The 19,820-nt window shown below is 63.2% G+C and carries 19 protein-coding genes; 8 read left to right on the plus strand and 11 right to left on the minus strand.

All coding sequences use genetic code 11. The features are described from left to right. Positions 1-499: 499 nt before the first annotated feature. The gene (locus AC0L21_RS22955; protein WP_473264064.1) at positions 500-982 is read right to left on the minus strand and encodes a cupin domain-containing protein; all 483 of its coding nucleotides are present in this window, start codon (positions 980-982) and stop codon (positions 500-502) included. Between the two features lie 188 nt (positions 983-1,170). Next, the gene (locus tag AC0L21_RS22960; RefSeq protein WP_473264065.1) at positions 1,171-2,049 is read right to left on the minus strand and encodes an SDR family oxidoreductase; all 879 of its coding nucleotides are present in this window, start codon (positions 2,047-2,049) and stop codon (positions 1,171-1,173) included. A 123-nt stretch (positions 2,050-2,172) separates the two neighbouring features. Here AC0L21_RS22960 and AC0L21_RS22965 point away from each other — a divergent pair, with 123 nt between their 5' ends. Next, entirely contained in the window at positions 2,173-2,796 is a 624-nt protein-coding gene (locus AC0L21_RS22965) for a TetR/AcrR family transcriptional regulator (RefSeq protein WP_473264066.1), read from the plus strand. Positions 2,797-2,946: 150 nt separating this feature from the next. Here the strand turns inward: AC0L21_RS22965 and AC0L21_RS22970 are convergent, their stop codons facing one another. The 4 genes from AC0L21_RS22970 to AC0L21_RS22985 all read right to left on the minus strand — a co-directional run bounded on the left by AC0L21_RS22970 (position 2,947) and on the right by AC0L21_RS22985 (position 6,721). Next, positions 2,947-3,126: a hypothetical protein gene (locus AC0L21_RS22970; protein ID WP_473264067.1), complete on the minus strand. Its 180-nt coding sequence runs from the start codon at positions 3,124-3,126 to the stop codon at positions 2,947-2,949. Positions 3,127-3,722: 596 nt separating this feature from the next. Beyond that, entirely contained in the window at positions 3,723-4,127 is a 405-nt protein-coding gene (locus AC0L21_RS22975) for a YccF domain-containing protein (protein WP_473264068.1), read from the minus strand. A gap of 101 nt (positions 4,128-4,228) precedes the next feature. Then, positions 4,229-5,773 (minus strand): acyl-CoA synthetase, encoded by a 1,545-nt coding sequence (locus tag AC0L21_RS22980; protein ID WP_473264069.1) that lies wholly within the window; start codon positions 5,771-5,773, stop codon positions 4,229-4,231. A 138-nt stretch (positions 5,774-5,911) separates the two neighbouring features. Beyond that, positions 5,912-6,721, minus strand: a complete 810-nt coding sequence (locus tag AC0L21_RS22985) for a crotonase/enoyl-CoA hydratase family protein (protein WP_473264070.1) — start codon at positions 6,719-6,721, stop codon at positions 5,912-5,914. Between the two features lie 116 nt (positions 6,722-6,837). Here AC0L21_RS22985 and AC0L21_RS22990 point away from each other — a divergent pair, with 116 nt between their 5' ends. Both AC0L21_RS22990 and AC0L21_RS22995 read left to right on the plus strand, forming a co-directional pair. After that, the gene (locus AC0L21_RS22990; protein WP_473264071.1) at positions 6,838-7,710 is read left to right on the plus strand and encodes an SDR family oxidoreductase; all 873 of its coding nucleotides are present in this window, start codon (positions 6,838-6,840) and stop codon (positions 7,708-7,710) included. Positions 7,711-7,933: 223 nt separating this feature from the next. Next, positions 7,934-9,511, plus strand: coding sequence for a fatty acid--CoA ligase (locus AC0L21_RS22995; RefSeq protein ID WP_473264072.1), 1,578 nt, complete (start codon positions 7,934-7,936; stop codon positions 9,509-9,511). A 194-nt stretch (positions 9,512-9,705) separates the two neighbouring features. Here the strand turns inward: AC0L21_RS22995 and AC0L21_RS23000 are convergent, their stop codons facing one another. Next, entirely contained in the window at positions 9,706-10,980 is a 1,275-nt protein-coding gene (locus AC0L21_RS23000) for an acyl-CoA dehydrogenase family protein (protein WP_473264073.1), read from the minus strand. Between the two features lie 209 nt (positions 10,981-11,189). Between AC0L21_RS23000 and AC0L21_RS23005 the strand changes: the two genes are divergently transcribed. Continuing rightward, positions 11,190-11,969: an enoyl-CoA hydratase-related protein gene (locus AC0L21_RS23005; RefSeq protein WP_473264074.1), complete on the plus strand. Its 780-nt coding sequence runs from the start codon at positions 11,190-11,192 to the stop codon at positions 11,967-11,969. Positions 11,970-12,123: 154 nt separating this feature from the next. Here AC0L21_RS23005 and AC0L21_RS23010 read toward each other — a convergent pair whose 3' ends face one another. The 3 genes from AC0L21_RS23010 to AC0L21_RS23020 are packed head-to-tail and all read right to left on the minus strand — an operon-like array spanning position 12,124 to position 14,275. Beyond that, on the minus strand, positions 12,124-12,501 hold the full coding sequence (locus AC0L21_RS23010; protein ID WP_473264075.1) for a DUF6285 domain-containing protein: 378 nt from the start codon (positions 12,499-12,501) through the stop codon (positions 12,124-12,126). A 2-nt stretch (positions 12,502-12,503) separates the two neighbouring features. Then, positions 12,504-13,490 carry a phosphotransferase family protein gene (locus AC0L21_RS23015; protein WP_473264076.1) on the minus strand — a complete coding sequence of 329 codons (987 nt, stop codon included), beginning with the start codon at positions 13,488-13,490 and terminating at the stop codon, positions 12,504-12,506. Next, complete coding sequence (locus tag AC0L21_RS23020) at positions 13,487-14,275, minus strand: enoyl-CoA hydratase/isomerase (RefSeq protein ID WP_473264077.1); 789 nt, start codon at positions 14,273-14,275, stop codon at positions 13,487-13,489. The genes AC0L21_RS23015 and AC0L21_RS23020 overlap by 4 nt, the downstream gene beginning before the upstream one ends. Before the next feature lie 167 nt (positions 14,276-14,442). Between AC0L21_RS23020 and AC0L21_RS23025 the strand changes: the two genes are divergently transcribed. The 3 genes from AC0L21_RS23025 to AC0L21_RS23035 all read left to right on the plus strand — a co-directional run bounded on the left by AC0L21_RS23025 (position 14,443) and on the right by AC0L21_RS23035 (position 17,264). Then, positions 14,443-15,222: an SDR family NAD(P)-dependent oxidoreductase gene (locus AC0L21_RS23025; protein WP_473264078.1), complete on the plus strand. Its 780-nt coding sequence runs from the start codon at positions 14,443-14,445 to the stop codon at positions 15,220-15,222. A 108-nt stretch (positions 15,223-15,330) separates the two neighbouring features. Next, the gene (locus AC0L21_RS23030; protein WP_473264079.1) at positions 15,331-15,711 is read left to right on the plus strand and encodes a VOC family protein; all 381 of its coding nucleotides are present in this window, start codon (positions 15,331-15,333) and stop codon (positions 15,709-15,711) included. 275 nt (positions 15,712-15,986) lie between these two features. Then, the gene (locus AC0L21_RS23035) at positions 15,987-17,264 is read left to right on the plus strand and encodes an acyl-CoA dehydrogenase family protein (protein ID WP_007593713.1); all 1,278 of its coding nucleotides are present in this window, start codon (positions 15,987-15,989) and stop codon (positions 17,262-17,264) included. Between the two features lie 168 nt (positions 17,265-17,432). Here AC0L21_RS23035 and yghU read toward each other — a convergent pair whose 3' ends face one another. Continuing rightward, entirely contained in the window at positions 17,433-18,314 is an 882-nt protein-coding gene (yghU, locus tag AC0L21_RS23040; protein ID WP_473264080.1) for a glutathione-dependent disulfide-bond oxidoreductase, read from the minus strand. Positions 18,315-18,618: 304 nt separating this feature from the next. Here yghU and AC0L21_RS23045 point away from each other — a divergent pair, with 304 nt between their 5' ends. Beyond that, positions 18,619-19,752 (plus strand): nitronate monooxygenase, encoded by a 1,134-nt coding sequence (locus AC0L21_RS23045; protein WP_473264081.1) that lies wholly within the window; start codon positions 18,619-18,621, stop codon positions 19,750-19,752. Positions 19,753-19,820 lie beyond the last annotated feature (68 nt).

Here is a 19,820-nt window from a genome sequence, read left to right on the forward strand (position 1 = left end):
CGAAAAGAACCGCTGTGACAGCGCCGGGTCGTTCGCGCAGATCGCGATGGCTCACAGGGGTCGCCCGCCCTGCCACCTCGTCACGCGCCGGCGCTGCCGCGTCCATCGCATCCCGGCTCACGTATCGTGACGATCGCGAAACGCCCTTTTTAGCGGGCCGGAATGTCTGCGGTTTACCCGAATCTATGAATTCGGTCAATCAGAATATTTGGCAACACAGTCCTTGACCTGTCTGTGGCGTGTTTTTGCCTGTCGGGCAACGCGAGGGATGGTGGGCGGAAGGTGCGTGAGCGCAACGGCCTCGCCGGATGGGGCGACGACGCACGGATCATCAGACCGGCCCCCTCGGCCTGCGGATAGCCGTTAAGTGTTGCGCATCGCGCCTGGACTCGCCAGCTCCGGCGGACGGTTCGATAGGTCTCGGTGACGCTCTCCCCATCCTACGAGTTCTGAAGCGCACGGCGGTCGGCCATGTACTGACAACCGAAGGAGCACAACTTTATTTTTGCTTTCGTGGATCATCCTCGGCGTTCAAATAGTCGATGCCGGTCGGTCCGATCCCGGTGATCTCGAAGATCACCTCTTCATCCCTGGTTTCCGCAAACTGCCACACCTTTGGCGGCACGTGCGAAAACGTACCGGGAGGAAAGCTCAGGAGTTTCGATGCATCGACCTTGTCGCCGAGCGCAGAATAGTATGTTCCCGAAATGATAACGCGAACGCGTTCGTCAGGGTGTGAGTGCACAGGCATCTTGGAATTCGCCGGTACTTTGAGTCGAACAGTATACAGGCCAGGCTTGCCCGGATTGCCGTGGAGCACCACCGATTGCGTCCCTCTGGGCATCGAAGCCAGCGGGCTCCACTTCAAGGCGGTCGCCGTCACGCGGTTGTATTCAAGTGAACTATCTTCCGCCAAGGCCGCACAAAATCCACTCGCCGCAAGGACGGCCAAAAAAGCGATCCCAAACTTGAAAAAGGACATCTCGCGCTCCGTTGAAAATATCCGGCGCGGCTACTCTACTCCAAGTGGTCTTTCTCTGCCATGGGTCGTCGCCACGCATAGGAAAGGTACAGCCCTTGCGAAACCCATCATGCTTCGTCATCGCTGACGGTGATGGGTTTCGCTCTCTATCCTTCCTACGAACTGACAGTGTGCTTATCGTCTTCGCGTCAAATCATGCTCGCCATGCCGAGCGCGCGAAGGAGGTCGTTCTGGATCGGCGCGACGGCCTCGTTCAGCCGCTCGACACCGAAATCCATGCCTTCGGGCATCACGACCGTCCGCAGAGGCCGCCGTTCCGTGGCCTCGACCAGCTGCGCGATTGCATTCGCGACGCGCTGGGGCTGTGGCGGATTCTGCGGATCATTTGCATCGTTGGAGTGCTGCTTGATCTGACCCGGGATCGCCGCAACACCGCCATAGGTTTTCAGCACGTCCTGGTCGGACGGTTCGGGGCTGGATGGAAGAAGGTTGCTCGGGAACGGGCCCGGCTCGACGATGACCGAATCGACGCCGAAGCTCGAAAGCTCGTAGCGGTAGGCTTCCGCGAGGGCTTCGAGCGCGAACTTGCTGGCGGAATAGACACCGAAGAACGGGAAGACCACCCGACCCATGAGCGACGTGACATGGATGAGGACCCCGCTGCCGGCGGCCCGCATGTGCGGCAGAACGGCGCGATCGGTGCGAACGGCGCCGAAGAAGTTCACGGCGAACTGCGCTTCGATTTCCTTGACCGTATAGGCTTCCGTGACGCCGACGGGCATCATTCCCGCGTTGTTGACCAGGGCATCGACCCTGCCGTGCTGCCGGATGACATCCGCGATCGCGGCGTTGACGGATCGTTCGTCGGCGACGTCCATCTCGAGGACCTGGAGCGCATGCCCTTCAGCCTTTGCCGCCTCGACAAGCTCGTCGCGAACACGGCTATTTCTTCCTGCGACATCGCGCATGGCAGCAACCACCATGTGGCCCCGCTTTGCGAGTTCCAAGGCGGTGAGTTTTCCGAAACCACTGCTTGCACCCGTCACAACCACAACTTTTCCGCTCATTCAGCTCTTTCTTTGAAATCCAAGGGACGACGGAACTTGTAGACAGACCTGTATGTATTTGCAATCCCAAACTTGACAGAATAGTCTGTCCAGCGACGCAAACGGCTCGGTTAAGGACGATCGATGGGCACGCTGCTTGATTTCGTGGACGTGGATATTCAACCGCTCGATGCGCTCGCCCCGCGCGAGCGCATTTTGAAGACGGCGTCAGACCTGTTTTACCGGTTCAGCATCAACTCTGTCGGCATCGACCGGATCATCGCCGAAAGCGGCGTGGCCAAGATGACGTTCTACAAGCACTTTCCCTCGAAGGCCGACCTCATCGCCACCTACCTGCGCTATAAGAGCGCCGTCTGGTTTCAGATGCTTTTGACCTCCACGGAGCGAGCCGGTCTCACGCCAGTGGAGCGCGTTCTCGCTGTTTTCGACGCACTCGAACAACCGCTCCTTTCGCCTTCCTTCCGCGGCTGTCCGTTCGCGAAAGGCATGGCCGAATTCGGCCCGGAGGCAAACTCGCCGGGCGTAGAGGCGACCATCGCAGCGTATTTTACAAAGTTGCACGACTTCGTTGCGTCACTCATTGAGCCGTTGTCATTGAGCAAACCCGAAAGGGCCGTGATCCAGATCCTGTCGCTGTTCGAAGGCTCGCTCGTGATCGCACAGTCAACGCGTGATCCCGCCATCGTCGGGGCTAACCGCGAGGCAGCCAGAGTGTTGCTGGAACAAGGGATCGCATCGTCGTCTTAATCTGGAGCCCTTGCGAAACTCTTCCTTCTTCGTCATCGGCAAGCGGACTGATGAGTTTCGCTTCGCCTATCCATCCAGCGGGCTATAGACTGTTTCTCTGCCCAAGAAAATTGTCCCACTCCTCCCTGAGGATTGTGCGTTAGTTGGTGATCAAGCTCCCGGATGTGCTTCGCGGTACGTATTAGCGCGGTCACCAACTCCGATCTCGGGACAATAGTGACGCTTACGAGTGGTGATGGTGCCGCCAGCCATAATGATGGCCTCGACCTCTGCCCCAACCGTAATGATGACCACGGCCACCGTGATGATCCCAGCCGTGGCCACCACCATGTCCGTGGCCGCCCTTGACCTCGATAGTGGCAGTCTGAGACGCGCCCAGTGCGTCCGGCTTGGCAACGGGCATCGCCGAAGCAGAAGGTGTGGGTGTTAAAGCAGCGGCCCCCGCCACAAAGCCGACCAAGCAAAGCCATTTCATGCAATCGCCTCTCGATAAGAATGAGCCAAGGGCCAGCCAGCCGCGGCACATTGCGGCCGCGTTCGCTCTCGTTCTTCAACAATGAAGCCGGGAAAAGTTGCAATGAAATCTGACGCATTGCCGAGGGGCGGGATAGCTATGCCGGTTGAAAGCAGTCTCGGTCCACTTCGAACCAGCGCGTCGGATGGGTTGAGCCCTTGCGAAACCCATCATGCTTCATCATCGGCGGACGGATTGATGGGGTTTCGCTGGCGTTCTATCCATCCTACAAGCGGAGCAAGCGCCTCGTCCTTCGAGACGACCGCTTCGCGGTCTCCTCAGGATGAGGCTGAGCTGCGTCGGGACTCGTTGCAGGTGCAGCCAAGTGTTCGGCCCTCATCCTGAGGGCCCGCCGAGGGCGGGCGTCTCGAGGATGTGCCACGAGGACGCTGCTTCAAAACGCGTCCGCGCCTTAAGCCGGCACGATCACCTTGCCGATCGGCCAGAGCGCGATGCCCGCGAGCTTGAGATGGGCCCAAGCGAAGGGGATACCGATGATGGTAATCGCGAGGGCCAGGGCGGTAAGGAGATGGCCGAGCGCCAGCCACCAGCCGGCCAGCACGAACCAGATGATGTTGCCGATGACCCCGAGCGGGCCGGTGCCGATATCGCTCATGCCGGTGACCTCATAGCGGCTGACGGCCCGCGAGCCGAACGGCATCAGCGTGTAGACCGCGATGTTGAACGCCGCCCGCGCCCAAGGCAGGCCGATGATCGTGACCGCCATGATGACCGCGGCGACCAGCCAGCCGAGCGACATCCAGGCGCCGCCGATGAGAATCCAGAGCAGGTTTAGCAGGATGGAAACGGGAGCCATGGGATATCCGAAGGTCGATGATCCCGTTGGTATAGCACGATGAGCGAGGTTGCGGTCCATGAAGCCGCTCACGAATTCGCGGTCTCGTGTACTACGCACCGTCAGATCTTCCGCCCCGCCTGCTCCCAATAGGGATCGCGCAGGCGGCGCTTGAAGATCTTGCCGGAATCTTCGCGCGGCAGCCCGGCGCGGATCTCGATGTGCTTTGGGACCTTGTAGTCGGCGAGCGACGCCTTCAGCCGCGTGCGAATATCGCCGGCGTCGAGCGCGATGCCCACCTGCGGCTCGACCACCGCCATCAGCGCTTCGCCGAACTCGGCATCAGGAATGCCGAACACCGCGCAATCATGCACGCCGGGGACGGCGTGCAGCACGGATTCGATCTCGGCCGGGTAGATGTTGACGCCCCCCGAGATCACCATGTCGCGCTTGCGGTCGCAGATGAAGACGTAGCCCTCTTCGTCGATGTAGCCGACGTCGCCGGAGGTGATGAAGCCGTCGCGATCGATCTCGGCGCGCTTCTCCGGCTTGTTGTGGTAGGTGAAATCAGCCATCCCGGCCATGCGCGAGTAGATCTCGCCGATCTCGCCCACGCCCAGCAGGCTTCCGTCCTCGCCTATGAAGCGCAGCTCGGCGCCGGGCGATATTTTGCCGACAGTGCCGGGTTTCCTCAGCGCATCCTCGGAGGTTGCGAAGGTGACGGCGCTGGATTCGGTCGAGCCGTAGAATTCGTAGATCACCGGCCCCCACCATTCGATCATGGCGCGCTTGACGTCCGCCGGACAGGGTGCTGCGGCATGGATGATATGGCGGAGCGAGGAGACGTCGTATTTGTTGCGCACCTCCTCCGGCAGCTTCATCAGGCGGATGAACATGGTCGGCACCATGAAGATGGTGTCGATCCTGTACCGCTCGATCAACTGCAAAAACTCCTCCGGCTCGAAGCGCGGCATCAGCACCAGCGCACCGCCAAGCTTGCCGGCGCGGATGCCGAACGAGTTCGGCGCGGAATGATAGAGCGGGCCCGGCAGGATCGTGCGGGCGCCGGGCTTCAGCCCGTAGATCATCGCGCGCATGCGCTCGCCGGCGGCCGCCTGCTCCGGCGTCGGCGCATTGCGCCGCACGCCCTTGGGGTGGCCGGTCGTGCCCGAGGTGTAGATCATGTTCATGGGCTGCGGCACGATCGGACCGTCATAGGGCTGGAATGCCGCGAGCCATGACTCGAAATCGATCGCGAAGTCCGGCGTCTTCAGATGCTCGGGATCGATCTTGTAGCTGGACAGGATCTCCGGCGGCGTCGGCACGCTGAGCACGGTGACGGCTTTCGGGATCGCATCGCGCAAGGCATGCAGCATGTCGGCATGCCCGATCAGCACGGAGGTGCCGGTATCCTCAAGGATGTAGTCGATCTCATCCGGCTTGAAGTGCCAGTTGATCGGCACGCCGTAGGCGCCCAGCCGCATGGCGGCGTAGGCGGCTTCCAGAAAGGCGATGTCGTTGCGCATCAGCATGCAGACGCAAGCGCCCTGCCTGACGCCGATTTGGCTGAGACCGCTCGCGATGCGATCGGCACGATCAGCGACCTCGGCATGGGAGCGGCTGCGCTCGCCGGAGACGATGCCGAGGAAATTTGAGGTTTCGCTCATTTGTTTTTCTTTGTTGTTTAGCGACGATGTCCGCTAGTCGTCATCACCGGGCTTGTCCCGGTGATCCACGTTCTGCTTCGTCGCCTTGCCAAAGAACGTGGATGGCCGGGACGAGCCCGGCCATGAAGGAGAAAGTCGCTAATCCGCAAACCTCGGCGCGCGCTTCTCCAGATTCGCGCGCACCGCTTCGGTCTGGTTCGCACTGCCGATCAGCTTCTGCTGCTCGACGGACTCGGCGAGCAGCGCGGGGCCCGGATCGACCGAGAGATTGTTGAGCAGGCGTTTGGCGGCGCGGATCGCATCGGGGCTCTTGCCCGCGATCTCGCGCGCGACTTCGAGGGCGCTCGCGCGCGGGTCGTCGCAGATGCGCGTGGCGAGACCGTAAGCCATCGCCTCCTGCGCGGAGAAGATCCGGCCGGTGTAGGTGAGATCGCGCAAGATGTCGTCGCGCACGAGCGAAGCCAGGATCGGTGTGCCCGCCATGTCGGGCACCAGGCCCCATTTGATTTCCATCACCGACATCCGCGCATCGGGGGTGAGGAAGCGCATGTCGGCGCCGAGTGCGAGCTGGAATCCGCCGCCAAAGGCGACGCCCTGGATCGCTGCGATCACCGGCACGGGAAGCTGTCGCCAACCCCACACCGCCTGTTGCGCAAAATTCGCCTGGCCGTGCGTACGCTTGGTGAGATCGCGATTTTCGCCACCCGGAATTCCGTTGCCGCCCTTCTCCTTCATGGCGGCAAAACGCCCCATGTCGAGACCGGCGCAGAAGGCACGGCCTTCTCCGGACAGCACCACGACGCGCACGCCTTTGTCCTTTGAAAGCCGATCCGTTGCGGCAACAAGCGCCTCGAACATGGCCTGATCCAGCGCATTCATCTTGTCCGCGCGCACCAGGCACACGTCGGCGACGCCTTCCGAGATCGAGATCGAGACGCGCTCTTCCATGGATGAATTCTCCCCTGGTTCCCTGCTGTTCTTGTTCGGTGCCGCTTTACAGAAAGACGGCGGCCGGATTTAGTCAATCGACCAATTAACTGACAATCCCTGCGGAGGAAACAGCCATGTTCAAGGAAAACCTTCTGGCCGGCCGCAACATCCTCGTGACCGGCGGTGGCACCGGGCTCGGCAAGTCGATGGCGGCGCGCTTTCTCCAGCTCGGCGCAGAGGTGCACATCTGCGGCCGGCGCAAGATCGTCTGCGACGAGACCGCGACCGAGCTGATGGCCGAGTATGGCGGCCGCGTGAGCAGCCACGGCGTCGACATCCGCAACGCGCTCGCGGTCGAGGAGATGATCGAGACCATCTTTCGCGACGCCCCCCTCACCGATCTCATCAACAACGCCGCCGGCAATTTCATCTCGCGCAGCGAAGAACTGTCGCCTCGCGGCTTCGACGCGGTCGCCAACATCGTCATGCACGGCACGTTCTACGTGACGCAGGCGGTCGGCAAGCGCTGGATCGCCTTGAAGCAGCCCGGCAATGTCGTCTCGATCACCACGACCTGGGTGCGCAACGGCTCGCCTTACGTGGTGCCGTCGGCGATGAGCAAGTCCGCGATCCATGCCATGACGATGTCGCTCGCGGCCGAATGGGGCCGCTACGGCATCCGGCTGAACACGATCGCGCCGGGCGAGATCCCGACGGAAGGCATGAGCAAGCGCATCAAGCCCGGCGACGAAGCCGGCGCGCGCACCAAGGCGATGAACCCGATGGGCCGCGTCGGCACCATGGAGGAATTGCAGAACGTCGCGGTGTTCCTGATCTCCGGCGGTTGCGACTGGATCAGCGGCGAGACCATCGCCATGGACGGCGCTCAGGCGCTCGCCATGGGCGGCAATTTCTATCAGCTCCGCGACTGGAGCGACGACGACTGGAAAACCGCGCGCGAGAGCATCATGGCGCAGAATGAGAAGGATCGGGCGAAGCGGGGGTAGTTGTTGTCGTCCCGGCGAAGGCCGGGACCCATAACCACCGAATCTTGTTTGGCGAAGATTGGCCATGGCCGGTCTTCGCAAAATTGCGTCTTGTGGCTATGGGTCCCGGCCTTCGCCGGGACGACGCGTTGAGAGAGCGGGGCCACGAACCTCCCCCGTCTTGTCTTCCCCTGCGGAAGACGCCACACTCCGCCGCATAAGAACAAGACCTCACGGGAGAAACATGACCACACAGCCATTGGCCAATCTCGCCGCCATGGTGCGCGAGCGCGCGACGAGCCGCGGCAATGCCATCGCCTTCGAGTTCGAGGGGCGCGCCACCAGCTTTGCCGAATTCGACGTCAAGACGAATAAAGTGGCCAACGCGCTGATCGCGATGGGTGTGAACAAGGGCGAGCGCATCGCCTATCTCGGCAAGAACAGCGACATCTATTTCGAGCTGCTGATGGGCGCGACGAAGGCCGGCGTGGTGATGGCGCCGGTGAACTGGCGGCTCGCCGGCCCCGAGGTCGCCCTCATCGTAAGGGATTGCAAAGCGCCGGTGCTGTTCGTGGGACCTGAGTTCATCACCCAGGTCCGCCAGATCAAGGACCAATTGCCGGGCGTGCGCAGCGTCATCACCACCGAAGGCGGCGCAGCGGAATGGCAGGATTTTACAGTCTGGCGCGATACACAGAGCGGCGACGATCCCAAGGTGCCGATCGCGACGCGGGACATCGCGATTCAGCTCTATACGTCGGGTACGACAGGCAAGCCGAAGGGCGCGATGCTGTCGCATGCGAACTTCCTCAACCTGGTGCAAACCGGCAATGCCGAGGACAAGCCCGAGTGGAACCGGTGGTCGACCGACGACGTGTCGCTGGTGGCGATGCCGATCTTCCATATCGGCGGCTCCGGCTGGGGCGTGATGGGGCTCTACCACGGTGCCCGCGGCGTAATCGCGCGCGAGTTCGATCCGACAAAAGTGCTGGATTTCTTCGAGCAGTCCGGCATCACAAAACTGTTCATGGTGCCGGCCGCGATGCAGTTCGTGGTGCGGCAGCCACGCGCGAAAACGGTCGATTTCTCCCGGTTGAAATACATGCTGTACGGCGCCTCGCCGATCCCGGCGGCGCTGCTGAAGGAATGCATCGAGATCTTCAAATGCGGCTTCGTGCAGATGTACGGCATGACCGAGACGACCGGCACCATCGTCGCGCTGCCGCCGGAGGATCATATCGAGGGGCTCGAGCGGATGCGCTCGGCCGGCAAGGCGCTGGCGGGCGTCGAGATCGCGATCCTCGATGTCGACGGCAAGCCGCTGCCGCCGCGCGAGGTCGGCGAGATCGCGACGCGCTCAGGCTCCAACATGGCGGGCTATTGGAATTTGCCCGAGGCGACCGCCGCGACGCTCCGTGGCGACGGCTGGCTGCGCACCGGTGACGCCGGCTACATGGACGAGGACGGCTATCTCTACATCCACGACCGCATCAAAGACATGATCATCTCCGGCGGCGAGAACATCTACCCGGCCGAGGTCGAGAGCGCGCTGTGCGATCATCCCGACGTCGCGGAAGCTGCCGTGATCGGCATACCCGACGACAAATGGGGCGAGGCGGTGAAAGCCGTCGTGGTGATGAAGCCGGGCAAGCAGGCGACCGCCACCGACATCATCAACTTCACCCGCGAGCGCATCGCCGGGTTCAAGACGCCGAAGAGCGTGGAGTTCCTGCCGGCGCTGCCGCGCAATCCGTCAGGCAAGATCTTGCGGCGGCAGTTGAGGGAGCCGTATTGGGCGGGGAAGGATAGAAGGGTGAATTAGGCCGCTCTATCCACATCGTCGTCCTGGACAAGCGAAGCGCCGATCCAGGACCCATTATCCCAGAGAGCAGTTTGGGGAAGACTCGTGGTGACCTGCCTGCTTCGCCAACTTCTTCCTGGGGCAATGGGTCCTGGCTTTCGCCAGGACGACGTGGAGAGATAACCCGACGTGGAGAGATAGTTCGCAACAATGCCTCAATGCTTCCCCGGCCCCATATACCCGAACAAAAATCCCGCCACCTTGCGGATCTGGATCTCCTCGCTGCCCTCGGTGATGCGGTAGCGGCGGTGATGGCGGTAGATGTGCTCGAACGGCTTGTGTCGTGAGTAGCCCATGCCGCCGTGGACCTGCATGGCGCGGTCGGCGGATTCGCAGCAGAGGCGGTTTGCCCAGTAGTTGCACATCGAGACGCGGTCGGAGAGCGTGCGCTCGATCTGCTCCTCGGTGAGCTTGTCCATTTCCCAGGCGGTCTTGCGGATCAGCAGGCGCAGCATCTCGGCTTGCGTCGCCAGGTCGACCAGCGGGAACTGGATCGCCTGGTTCTCGGCCAACGCCTTGCCGAACGGTTTGCGCTCGCGCGCATATTTCACGCTCTCGTTGATACAATAGACAGCCGCGCCCAGCGAGCTCGCCGCCTGCCGGATGCGGTTCTGATGGACAAAACACTGCGCCAGCGACAGGCCGCGCCCGACCTCGCCGAACAGCGCGTCCTCCGGCACGAACACGTCCGTGAAACTGACGCGCGGATGATCGGTCGGCATGTTGAAGGTCCACATGTACTCTTCGATCTTCACGCCGAGGCTCTTGGCAGGCACCAGGAAGCAGGTGATGCCGCGCGCATCGCCGTCATTCCCTGACGTCCGCGCGAACAGCGCACAGTGCGTGGCGACGTGCATGCCGGTCGTCCACATCTTCTCGCCGTTGATGATCCAGCCCTTGACCTTGTCGCGGGTCGCGGGCACTGCGCGCGTTTCCATGTGGGTGGCGTCGGAGCCATGATTTGGCTCGGTCAGGCCGAACGTGATGCGGTACTTGCCCTTGATCGAGCCATCGATCATCGCCTTCTGGTCGTCGCGGCCGTAGCGATCGAGCATGGTGGCGACGGGAAAGTTGCCGACGATGGAATGCTCGTTCTGGAGATCGTTGTGCAGGCCGAGCCCCTTGGCGGCAAAGTGTTCGCGGATCACGGCCATCCAGAGGTTGGAGCCATCCTTGCCGCCATATTGCTTCGGCACCGGAAACCGCAAATGACCGGCGGCGTCCGCGAGATCCTTGGCCTTGCGCAGCAGCGCTTCCCATTCGTGGCGCGGCAGGCCGCCGTTCTCGAAATCGGTACGCGCCCATTCGCGGCGGTGATCGAAGAAGCGGATATTGTCGTCGGCCGCTTCCAGCGGCTTGATCTCGCGTTCGATGAAACGGTCGAGCTCTGCGAGATAGGCGACGAGATCGGCAGGCAGTGAGAAATCCACGGCTCTCTCCCGGGTGTTTTTTTCGTTTTGCGTTAAGGCGCTGGGCGCAGCTTTGCTTCGCACGATTAAGGTGAGAAGAGCTCACACAAGTCAAGCAATGCGAGGCGTGTGAGAGGCGCAAGGCGCGCCCGCGCAATTCGATGGTGTTGAAACGCGCCTGCGCGCTAGTATGGCCGCAATATTCCTTCACGAGAAAATGCGGAGCGACCATGGAGCTGAAGTTCTCAAAGGTGGAACGCAAGGGGCCGATCACGATCGTCACGCTGTCGCGGCCCGAGGTCTACAACGCGCTGCACACCGACGCGCATTTCGAGCTGCAAAAGGTGTTCGACGATTTCTCCACTGACCCTGCGCAGTGGGTCGCGATCGTCACCGGCGCCGGCGACAAGGCGTTCTGCGCCGGCAACGATCTGAAGTGGCAGGCGGCCGGCGGCAAGCGCGGCTGGGACAAGGGCGGCTTTGCCGGCCTCACCGCGCGCTTCGACTGCGACAAGCCGATCATCGCCGCGGTCAATGGCGTTGCCATGGGCGGCGGCTTCGAGATCGCGCTGGCCTGCGACCTCATCATTGCCGCGGAGAACGCGACCTTCGCCTTGCCCGAGCCGCGCGTTGGCCTCGCCGCACTCGCCGGCGGCCTGCACCGGCTGCCGCGGCAGATCGGCTTGAAGCGCGCCATGGGCATGATCCTCACCGCGCGCCATGTCAGCGCCAAAGAGGGACTCGAGCTCGGCTTTGTCAACGAGGTGGTGCCGCAGGGCGAGGCGCTCACGGCCGCGCTGCGCTGGGCCGAGATGATCACCAAGAATTCGCCGATGTCGATCCGCGCTTCGAAGCAGGCGATCCAGAAAGGCCTCGGCGTGTCGCTGGAGCAGGCGATCGAGGAGCAGCGCGAGTATCCGGCCGTGAAGGCGATGGTGGCCTCACAGGACTACATCGAAGGCCCGAAGGCGTTTGCGGAGAAGCGGCCGCCGAAATGGGTGGGGAAGTAAACTGTTTCCGTCATGGCCGGGCTTGTCCCGGCCATCCACGCCTCACCGCACGGCACGAAGAACGTGGATGCCCGGGACGAGCCCGGGCATGACGATGCGGAGAGAGTAGCGCGCCTGCTTCGTCGCTACGCTCATCGCAATGACGAGGAGAGGTCTACCCACCTCGCGACAACTCCCGTTTGTACGACGCATAATTCGGCTGGTCGACTGCAAGCTTGTCCATCGTGGTCGCCCACAGATGCTCGGCAAGGCCGGGCGTCGCCAGATCGGCCTCGCCCTTGGCGATGCGCTCGGCGAGTGCGCGGTTGAGATCGGTCACCGAGCCGTCCATGCCGAGCAGAGCACGCAGCCGCTCCATCTCCGCACCGTCGCTCCCCTCTTCCTGCGTCAACTGCCGCGTCACGAGGTCGAGGATGTTGATGGCCACGCGCAGCTTGAAGGCCTGGTGGCCGGAGATCAGCGGCGCGATGTCGTTGCGGAGGAAATCGGAGACCGATTTGGTCAGCTCGATCGGGGTCGGCTCGTCCTGCATGGTCAACTCCCCCGCGGCGCCAGCAGCCGCAACAGATCGATCTCGGTCTCGGAAGCGCGACGACCGATCATGGCGCGTTCCATCGAATGGTCCGGGCCTTCGCGAAATCGCTGCATCATGCCGCCGCACATGATACCCCAGCGTAGCGTGCCCATCACTTCCCAGAATTTGACACGCGATGGATCGACCTTGCGCCCTGCCGCCTCATAGCCGGCGAACAGCTCCTCACGCGAGCCAAACCCGCCGACGGGCTTGTCGATCTCGCCAAAGCGCCAGGAGTTGACGCAGACCCAGCCGAGATCCTCCATGGGGTCGCCGAGATGAGCGAGCTCCCAGTCGAGCACCGCGCGCACGCCGTCGGCGCCGATGATGAGATTGCCGTTGCGGAAATCGCCATGCACCAGCGTGGTCTCGGCCGAAGGACCCGGGTCGTGGTCGCGCAGCCAGCGCAGCGCCAGCTCGAACACGGGTTTTGGCCAGTCCAGGCTGCGATAGTCGCGTTCGAACTCAGAAATCTCCTCCGTCGCGGACCGGCTGCGCAGCTCGGGCAATTTGTCCCGCGGCAGCCCGTGCAGCTTCGCGAGCACGCCGCCGATCTGCCGTGCGAGATGCGGCCGCGCCGCGGCGAACTCGTCGTCGCGCAGGATCTTGCGTGCGATGGTCTCGCCCTCAACCCGCTGCATGATGAAGCCAGTGCCGAGATCGTCGCCTGGCGTGAGCACATGCATCACGCGCGGCGACGGCACGTCGGCCTCATAGGCAAGTTGCATCAGCTGCGCTTCCGCACCGAGTCCTGCCGCGCGCGTCGGCGCAGCGCCATACCCCTTCGGCGAGCGGCGCAGGATCGCACCGATCGGCCCATCGGGATGCGCGATATCGAAGCGCCAGGTCTCCTGGCTGGCCCCGCCGGACAGCTTGGCCGCGCCGGTCACGCCGGTCGCCCCCTCGCACCAGCGCGCAACACTGCGGGAAAGCTCCGCCTCGATCATTTGCCCTTGAACTGCGCCGGGCGCTTCTCCAGGAAGGCGCCGACGCCTTCGCGGAAATCATCCGTGTCGCCGGCGCGGAGCTGGCACTGGAATTCGAGATTGAGCTGATCCTCGAAGGAATTCTCCGGGCTGTCCCAATAGAGCTTGCGGATCAGCGACAGCGCGACCGTCGGGCCGCTGGCGAGGTCGTGCGCGAGCTTCATCGCCTCCTCCATCAGCACGCCGTCATCGTAGACGCGGTTGACGAGGCCCCATTCCAGCGCCTTCTCGGCAGGGAGCCGCTCGCCCATCAGCGACAATTCGATCGAACGTGCCTTGCCGATCAGCCGCGGCAAGAGCCAGGTCGAGCCGCAATCCGGCACCAGGCCGATGCGGCGGAAGGCTTGCAGGAAATAGGACGAGCGCGCGCACAGGATCATGTCGCCGAGCAGCGCGAAGCTCATGCCGGCGCCGGCCGCCGGGCCGTTGACCGCGGTCACGATCGGGCAATGCAGATTGCGAATGCGACGCAGGAAGGGATGGAAGCCGGTCTCGAGCGTCAGGCCGGCCTTGGTCTTCTTCGACTGGTTGTTGCGGCCCTGGAGATTCGCCCCAGTGCAGAACGCCCGCCCCGCGCCCGTCAGCACGACGCAGCGCACCTCGTCCTTCTTTTCATCGATCGCGTCGAGCGCTTCCGCGAGCCCGCCCAGCATGTCCACGGAGACCGCGTTCATCACCTCCTGATGGTCGAGCTTGAGGATCGCGACCGAACCATCGAGATCGAGCGTGACGTGTTTGAACTGCATGGTTTCCTCGTGAGTTGCGGCCTGCACCAGTTTCGCAGACCGGAATTGCTTTTGCCGGGGCGCATATTTGATTTTTGGCGCGGTCTTGTCCATGGTGATCGGAGCATAGCAAGCAATCTTGCGCGCAGCGGCTGATGCGCGACCCAAGCAAAAACAGGAAACGCGCCATGAATCTTTTCGACCTTTCAGGCCGGGTCGCCGTGATCACCGGCGGCAATGGCGGCATCGGGCTAGGCATCGCGCAGGCGCTCGCCGGCCAGGGCTGCAATGTCTCGATCTGGGGCCGCAATCCTGACAAGAACAGCAGCGCTGCCGCGAGCCTGGCGGGGCTATCCGGCAAGGTCGACGCGCAGGTCTGCGACGTCACCGACCCGGCCTCGGTCAATGCCGCGATGAAGGCCACGCTCGACACATTCGGCCGCGTCGACGGCTGCTTCGCCAATGCCGGAATCGGCGGCGGCGGCCGGCGCTCCTTCATCGAACGCACCGAGGAAGAATGGCGCACGATGTTTGCGACCAATCTCGACGGCGTGTTCCACGCGTTCCAGGCGGCCGCAAAACACATGACCGCGCGCGCCGAGGCTGGCGATCCCTTCGGCCGGCTGGTGGCGACTTCGAGCCTCGCCTCGATCTTCGGTACCGCCCGCAACGAGCACTACGCGGCGACCAAGGCCGCGATCAACGCGCTGGTCCGCGCGCTCGGCGTCGAGCTGGCGCGCCACGGCGTCACCGCGAACGCGATCCTGCCCGGCTGGATCAAGAGCGACATGACATCAGGCCTGATGGCCAACGAGAAGTTCGTGGCCAACGTGATGCCGCGCATTCCGGTGCGCCGCTTCGGCGAGCCCAGCGATTTCGGCGGCATCGCGGTGTATCTGATGAGCAAGGCCTCGTCGTATCACACCGCGGATACGTTCGTGATCGACGGCGGCTATACGGCGTTTTGAGTCTCGTAGCCCGGATGGAGCGCAGCGCAATCCGGGACCGCCAAAAAGGCAAACAAGACCCGGATTTCGCTTCGCTCCATCCGGGCTACAAGATGAGGGAACGGCAAAATGTTTTCACACGTGATGATCGGCACCAACGACCTCGACAAGGCCAAGGCCTTCTATGACAATTTGCTGACCACGCTCGAGGTGCGGCCGGCGCGCGTCGACGACCATCGCATCTTCTACATCACCAAGACCGGCGTGTTCTCGGTGACGAAGCCGATCAACGGTGAGGCGGCAACGCCAGCGAATGGCGGCACCATCGGCTTTGCCGCCAACTCGCCTGAGCAGGTCAATGCATGGCATACGGCCGGCATCGCCGCCGGCGGCGTTCCTTGCGAAGATCCTCCCGGCATCCGCCAAGGCCCCGGCGTCAACCTCTATATTGCGTATTTGCGTGACCTCGACGGCAACAAGATCTGCGCGATGCATCGGATGGCGAACTGAGCCAGCCGCAACCACCGCTGTCATGCCCCGGCTCGACCGGGGCATCCAGTACGCCGCGGCCTCTCCATGAATCACCGACGCCTCGGAGTACTGGATCGCCCGATCAAGTCGGGCGATGACAGCGAGAATGCAGCCCCATTCAAACAACATTTCAAACGCCCTCGCGAAATTCCATCGCATGGCATGGCTCATGTTGGAAAAATGCGCGCTCGCACTTTGGCGACGCTGCGACTATTCTCACGTCCAACACGATCTCAGCGCCCCCGGGAGGAACAATGACAAAACACACCTATATTCCCCGTACCACCAACTACACCCTCAATCCCGGCGACGAGCTCAACGACCTCAGGATGTCGGACCAAGTCCGGCCGCTCTACGATCACGTCAGGAAGTTCATCCGCGACACCGTCGAGCCGATGTCGATCGAGTTCGCCAAGGCCGGCGAAGGCAAGCAAGACCGCTGGAGCTTCACGCCGAAGCAGCTCGAGGTGCTGGAGAAGGCCAAGAACAAGGCCAAGCAGGAAGGCCTCTGGAACTTCTTCCTGCCCGACGACGAGACCGGCCAGGGCCTGAAGAATCTCGACTACGCCTATATCGCATCCGAACTCGGCAAGAGTCCGCTCGCCTCGGAGAGCATGAACTGCTCGGCGCCTGATACCGGCAACATGGAAGTGCTGGAGCGCGTCGGCACCAAGGAGCAGAAGGAGAAGTGGCTGAAGCCGCTGATGAACGGCGAGATTCGCTCGGCCTATGTCATGACCGAGCCGAACGTCGCCTCTTCCGACGCCAAGAACATCTCGACCACCGCAAAGCTCGTCGGCGACGAATGGGTCATCAACGGCGAGAAGTATTACATCTCCGGCGTCGGCGATCCACGTTGCAAGATCCTCATCGTGATGGTGAAGACCAATCCGGATGCGGCGCCGAGCAAGCAGCAGTCGCAGATCCTGGTGCCGCGCGACACGCCCGGCGTCGAGGTGCTCGGCCCCATGTACGTGTTCGGCCAGGACCACGCGCCGCGCGGCCACATGCACATGCGCTTCAACAATGTGCGCGTGCCCAAGGAGAACATTCTGCTCGGCGAAGGCCGCGGCTTCGAGATCTCGCAGCTTCGGCTCGGGCCGGGCCGCATCCATCACTGCATGCGCACCATCGGCAAGGCCGAGAAGGCGCTCGATTTGATGGTGCAGCGTGGCCTCACCCGCGAGGCCTTCGGCAAGAAGATCGCCCATCTCGGCGGCAACATGCAGATCATCGCGCAGGCGCGCTGCGAGATCGAGGCGATGCGGCTGATGGTGCTGAAGGCCGCCAAGGCCATGGACGTGCTCGGCAACAAGGAGGCCCGCGTCTGGGTCTCCATGGTCAAGGCCATGGTGCCGGAGCGCGCCTGCAAGATCATCGACCAGTCGATCCAGATGCACGGCGCCACCGGCATCTCGCACTGGACCCCGCTGGCCGAAATGTACCAGGACGTCCGTCATCTCCGCTTCGCGGACGGTCCGGACGAGGTGCACTGGATGGTGGTGGGACGCCACGAGCTGAGCATGGCGTGATCTTTCTTCCCCTTCTCCCCGCCTGGGGGGAGAAGGTTGGGGATGAGGGGGAGTCTCCGCGGGGACGCTGTCAGTGGGACTCGCGGAGACTCCCCCTCACCCGGATTGCATCTTCGATGCAATCCGACCTCTCCCCGCAAGCGGGGCGAGGTGAAGTTGGCACCGCCCTTACGACGCGGCCACCTCGCCGATCTTGTCCTGCGTCCTGGTCTCGAAATCGCTGGCGTCGTGCCGCTCGTGGAGCTGGCTGGCGGGGTCGCCGGAAACACGGTTGACCATGCGGCCGCGCTTGACGGCGGGGCGCTTGGCGATCTGGTCGGTCCAGCGTTGCACGTGCTTGTAGTCCTGCACGGACAGGAATTCGCCCGCGCCATAGACCAGCCCCTTGGCGAGCGCGCCGTACCAGGGCCACACCGCCATGTCGGCGATGGTGTAGTCGCTGCCGGCGAGATATTCGTTATCGGCGAGCCGGCGGTCGAGCACGTCGAGCTGGCGCTTGGTCTCCATCGCGAAACGGTCGATGGCATATTCGATCTTGGTCGGCGCGTAAGCGTAGAAATGGCCGAAGCCACCGCCGAGATAGGGCGCGCTGCCCATCTGCCAGAACAGCCACGACATCGCTTCAGTGCGGCTCTTGATGTCCTTCGGCAGGAAGGCGCCGAACTTTTCGGCGAGGTAGAACAGGATCGAGCCGGACTCGAACACCCGGATCGGCTCCGGGCCGGAGCGGTCCGTCAGCGCCGGGATCTTGGAATTCGGATTGATGTCGACAAAGCCGCTGCCGAACTGGTCGCCGTTGCCGATCTTGATCAGCCAGGCGTCATACTCCGCGCCTTTGTGGCCGAGCGCCAGAAGCTCCTCCAGCATTACGGTGACCTTGACGCCGTTCGGCGTCGCCAGCGAATAGAGCTGGAAGGGATGCTTGCCGACCGGCAGCTCCTTGTCGTGGGTGGGACCGGCGATCGGGCGGTTGATGCTGGCGAACTGTCCGCCGTTCTCCTTGTTCCAGGTCCAGACTTTCGGCGGCACGTAGGCGGGGATGTCGGTCATGGGAAGGCTCCGGCGAAAAAGATGCGCCTGCATTAATTAGCCCACGGACGGCCGATGGCAAGCCCTGCCGGCCCTGCGTCCTGCGCGGGCCTCGCGACCGCGTCATGCATCCGACGTTGCCGAGGACGGCCATCACGGAAAACCGCATCCGTCGAGCCAGGCGTACGGCTTCGCGCAGCACGGCGTGTGCACGCAAGATGCGCCGCCAAATCCGGATTGGCATAGCGCAAGACGATGGTCTAGCGTCGATGAGCCTGCGCTCAAGATTGCAACGACAGCAACGCGAGGCCGCCGGGAGAGAACGATGAAATCGCCGATCTGCGACATGCTGGGCATCGATTTCCCGCTGCTCGCCTTCAGCCATTGCCGCGATGTCGTCGCCGCCGTCAGCCGGGCCGGCGGCTTTGGCGTCTTAGGTGCGACCGTGCACACGCCGGATACGTTGGAGCGCGAACTGAAATGGATCGACGAGCACGTTGACGGCAAGCCTTACGGCATCGACGTGCTGATCCCCGAAAACATCTCGACCTCCGGCGAGAAGGACGTCACCTGGAAGAGCCTTGAAGCGCGCGTGCCACAGGAGCACCGCAACTACACCCGCGATCTCCTGAAGAAATATGACATCGAACTCACGACCACTGAAGTCGCCGACAACCAGCCGCAGCCGTTCGATGGCAGGACCGCGCTGGAGCTGCTGGAGGTCTCGTTCAACCATCCGATCCGCCTGATCGCCAATGCCCTGGGCGTGCCGCCGAAGGCCATGATCGAAATGGGCAGGAAGCATGGCGTGCCGGTCGCGGCGCTGGTCGGCGCCAAGGAGCACGCGCTGCGCCAGGTCGCGGCCGGCGTCGATATTCTCGTGGTCCAAGGCACCGAAGCCGGCGGCCATTGCGGCGAGGTCTCGACCATGGTGCTGGTGCCCGAGGTGATCAAGGCCATCAAGAAGGTCCGCGACCTGCCGGTGCTGGCCGCCGGCGGCATCATGACGGGACGGCAGATGGCAGCCTGCATGGCGATGGGTGCCGCGGGCGCCTGGACCGGCTCGGTGTGGCTTGCCACCGTGGAGGCCGAGACCACGCAGATTTTTCGCGAGAAGATGATCGCGGCGTCCTCGCGCGATGCGATCCGCTCGAAGGGCCGCACCGGAAAGCCGGCACGGCAGCTTCGCTCGGTCTGGACCGACGCCTGGGACCGCGCACCCGAGAGCCCCGGCGCATTGCCGATGCCGCTGCAAAGCATCGTCAGTCGCGACGCCTTCAACTCGATCGACCGGGCGGCGGCGGGCGGCAACGCGAAGGCGCGCGATCTCGTGAGTTACTTCGTCGGCCAGGGCGTCGGGCTGATCGACAGCGTGAAATCGGCCGGCGCGGTGGTGCAGGAGTTCAAGGAAGAGTTCGCCGAAGCCGTCGAGCACATGAATGCGCTGGTGGCGGAGTGATGGTGCCTGAGGTGGCCGCTTCTTCAGCGGCCCTCGAAGGGCGACGGCCTGCCGAAGATCTAGAAAGC

The organism is Bradyrhizobium sp. WSM4873, from assembly GCF_055811355.1.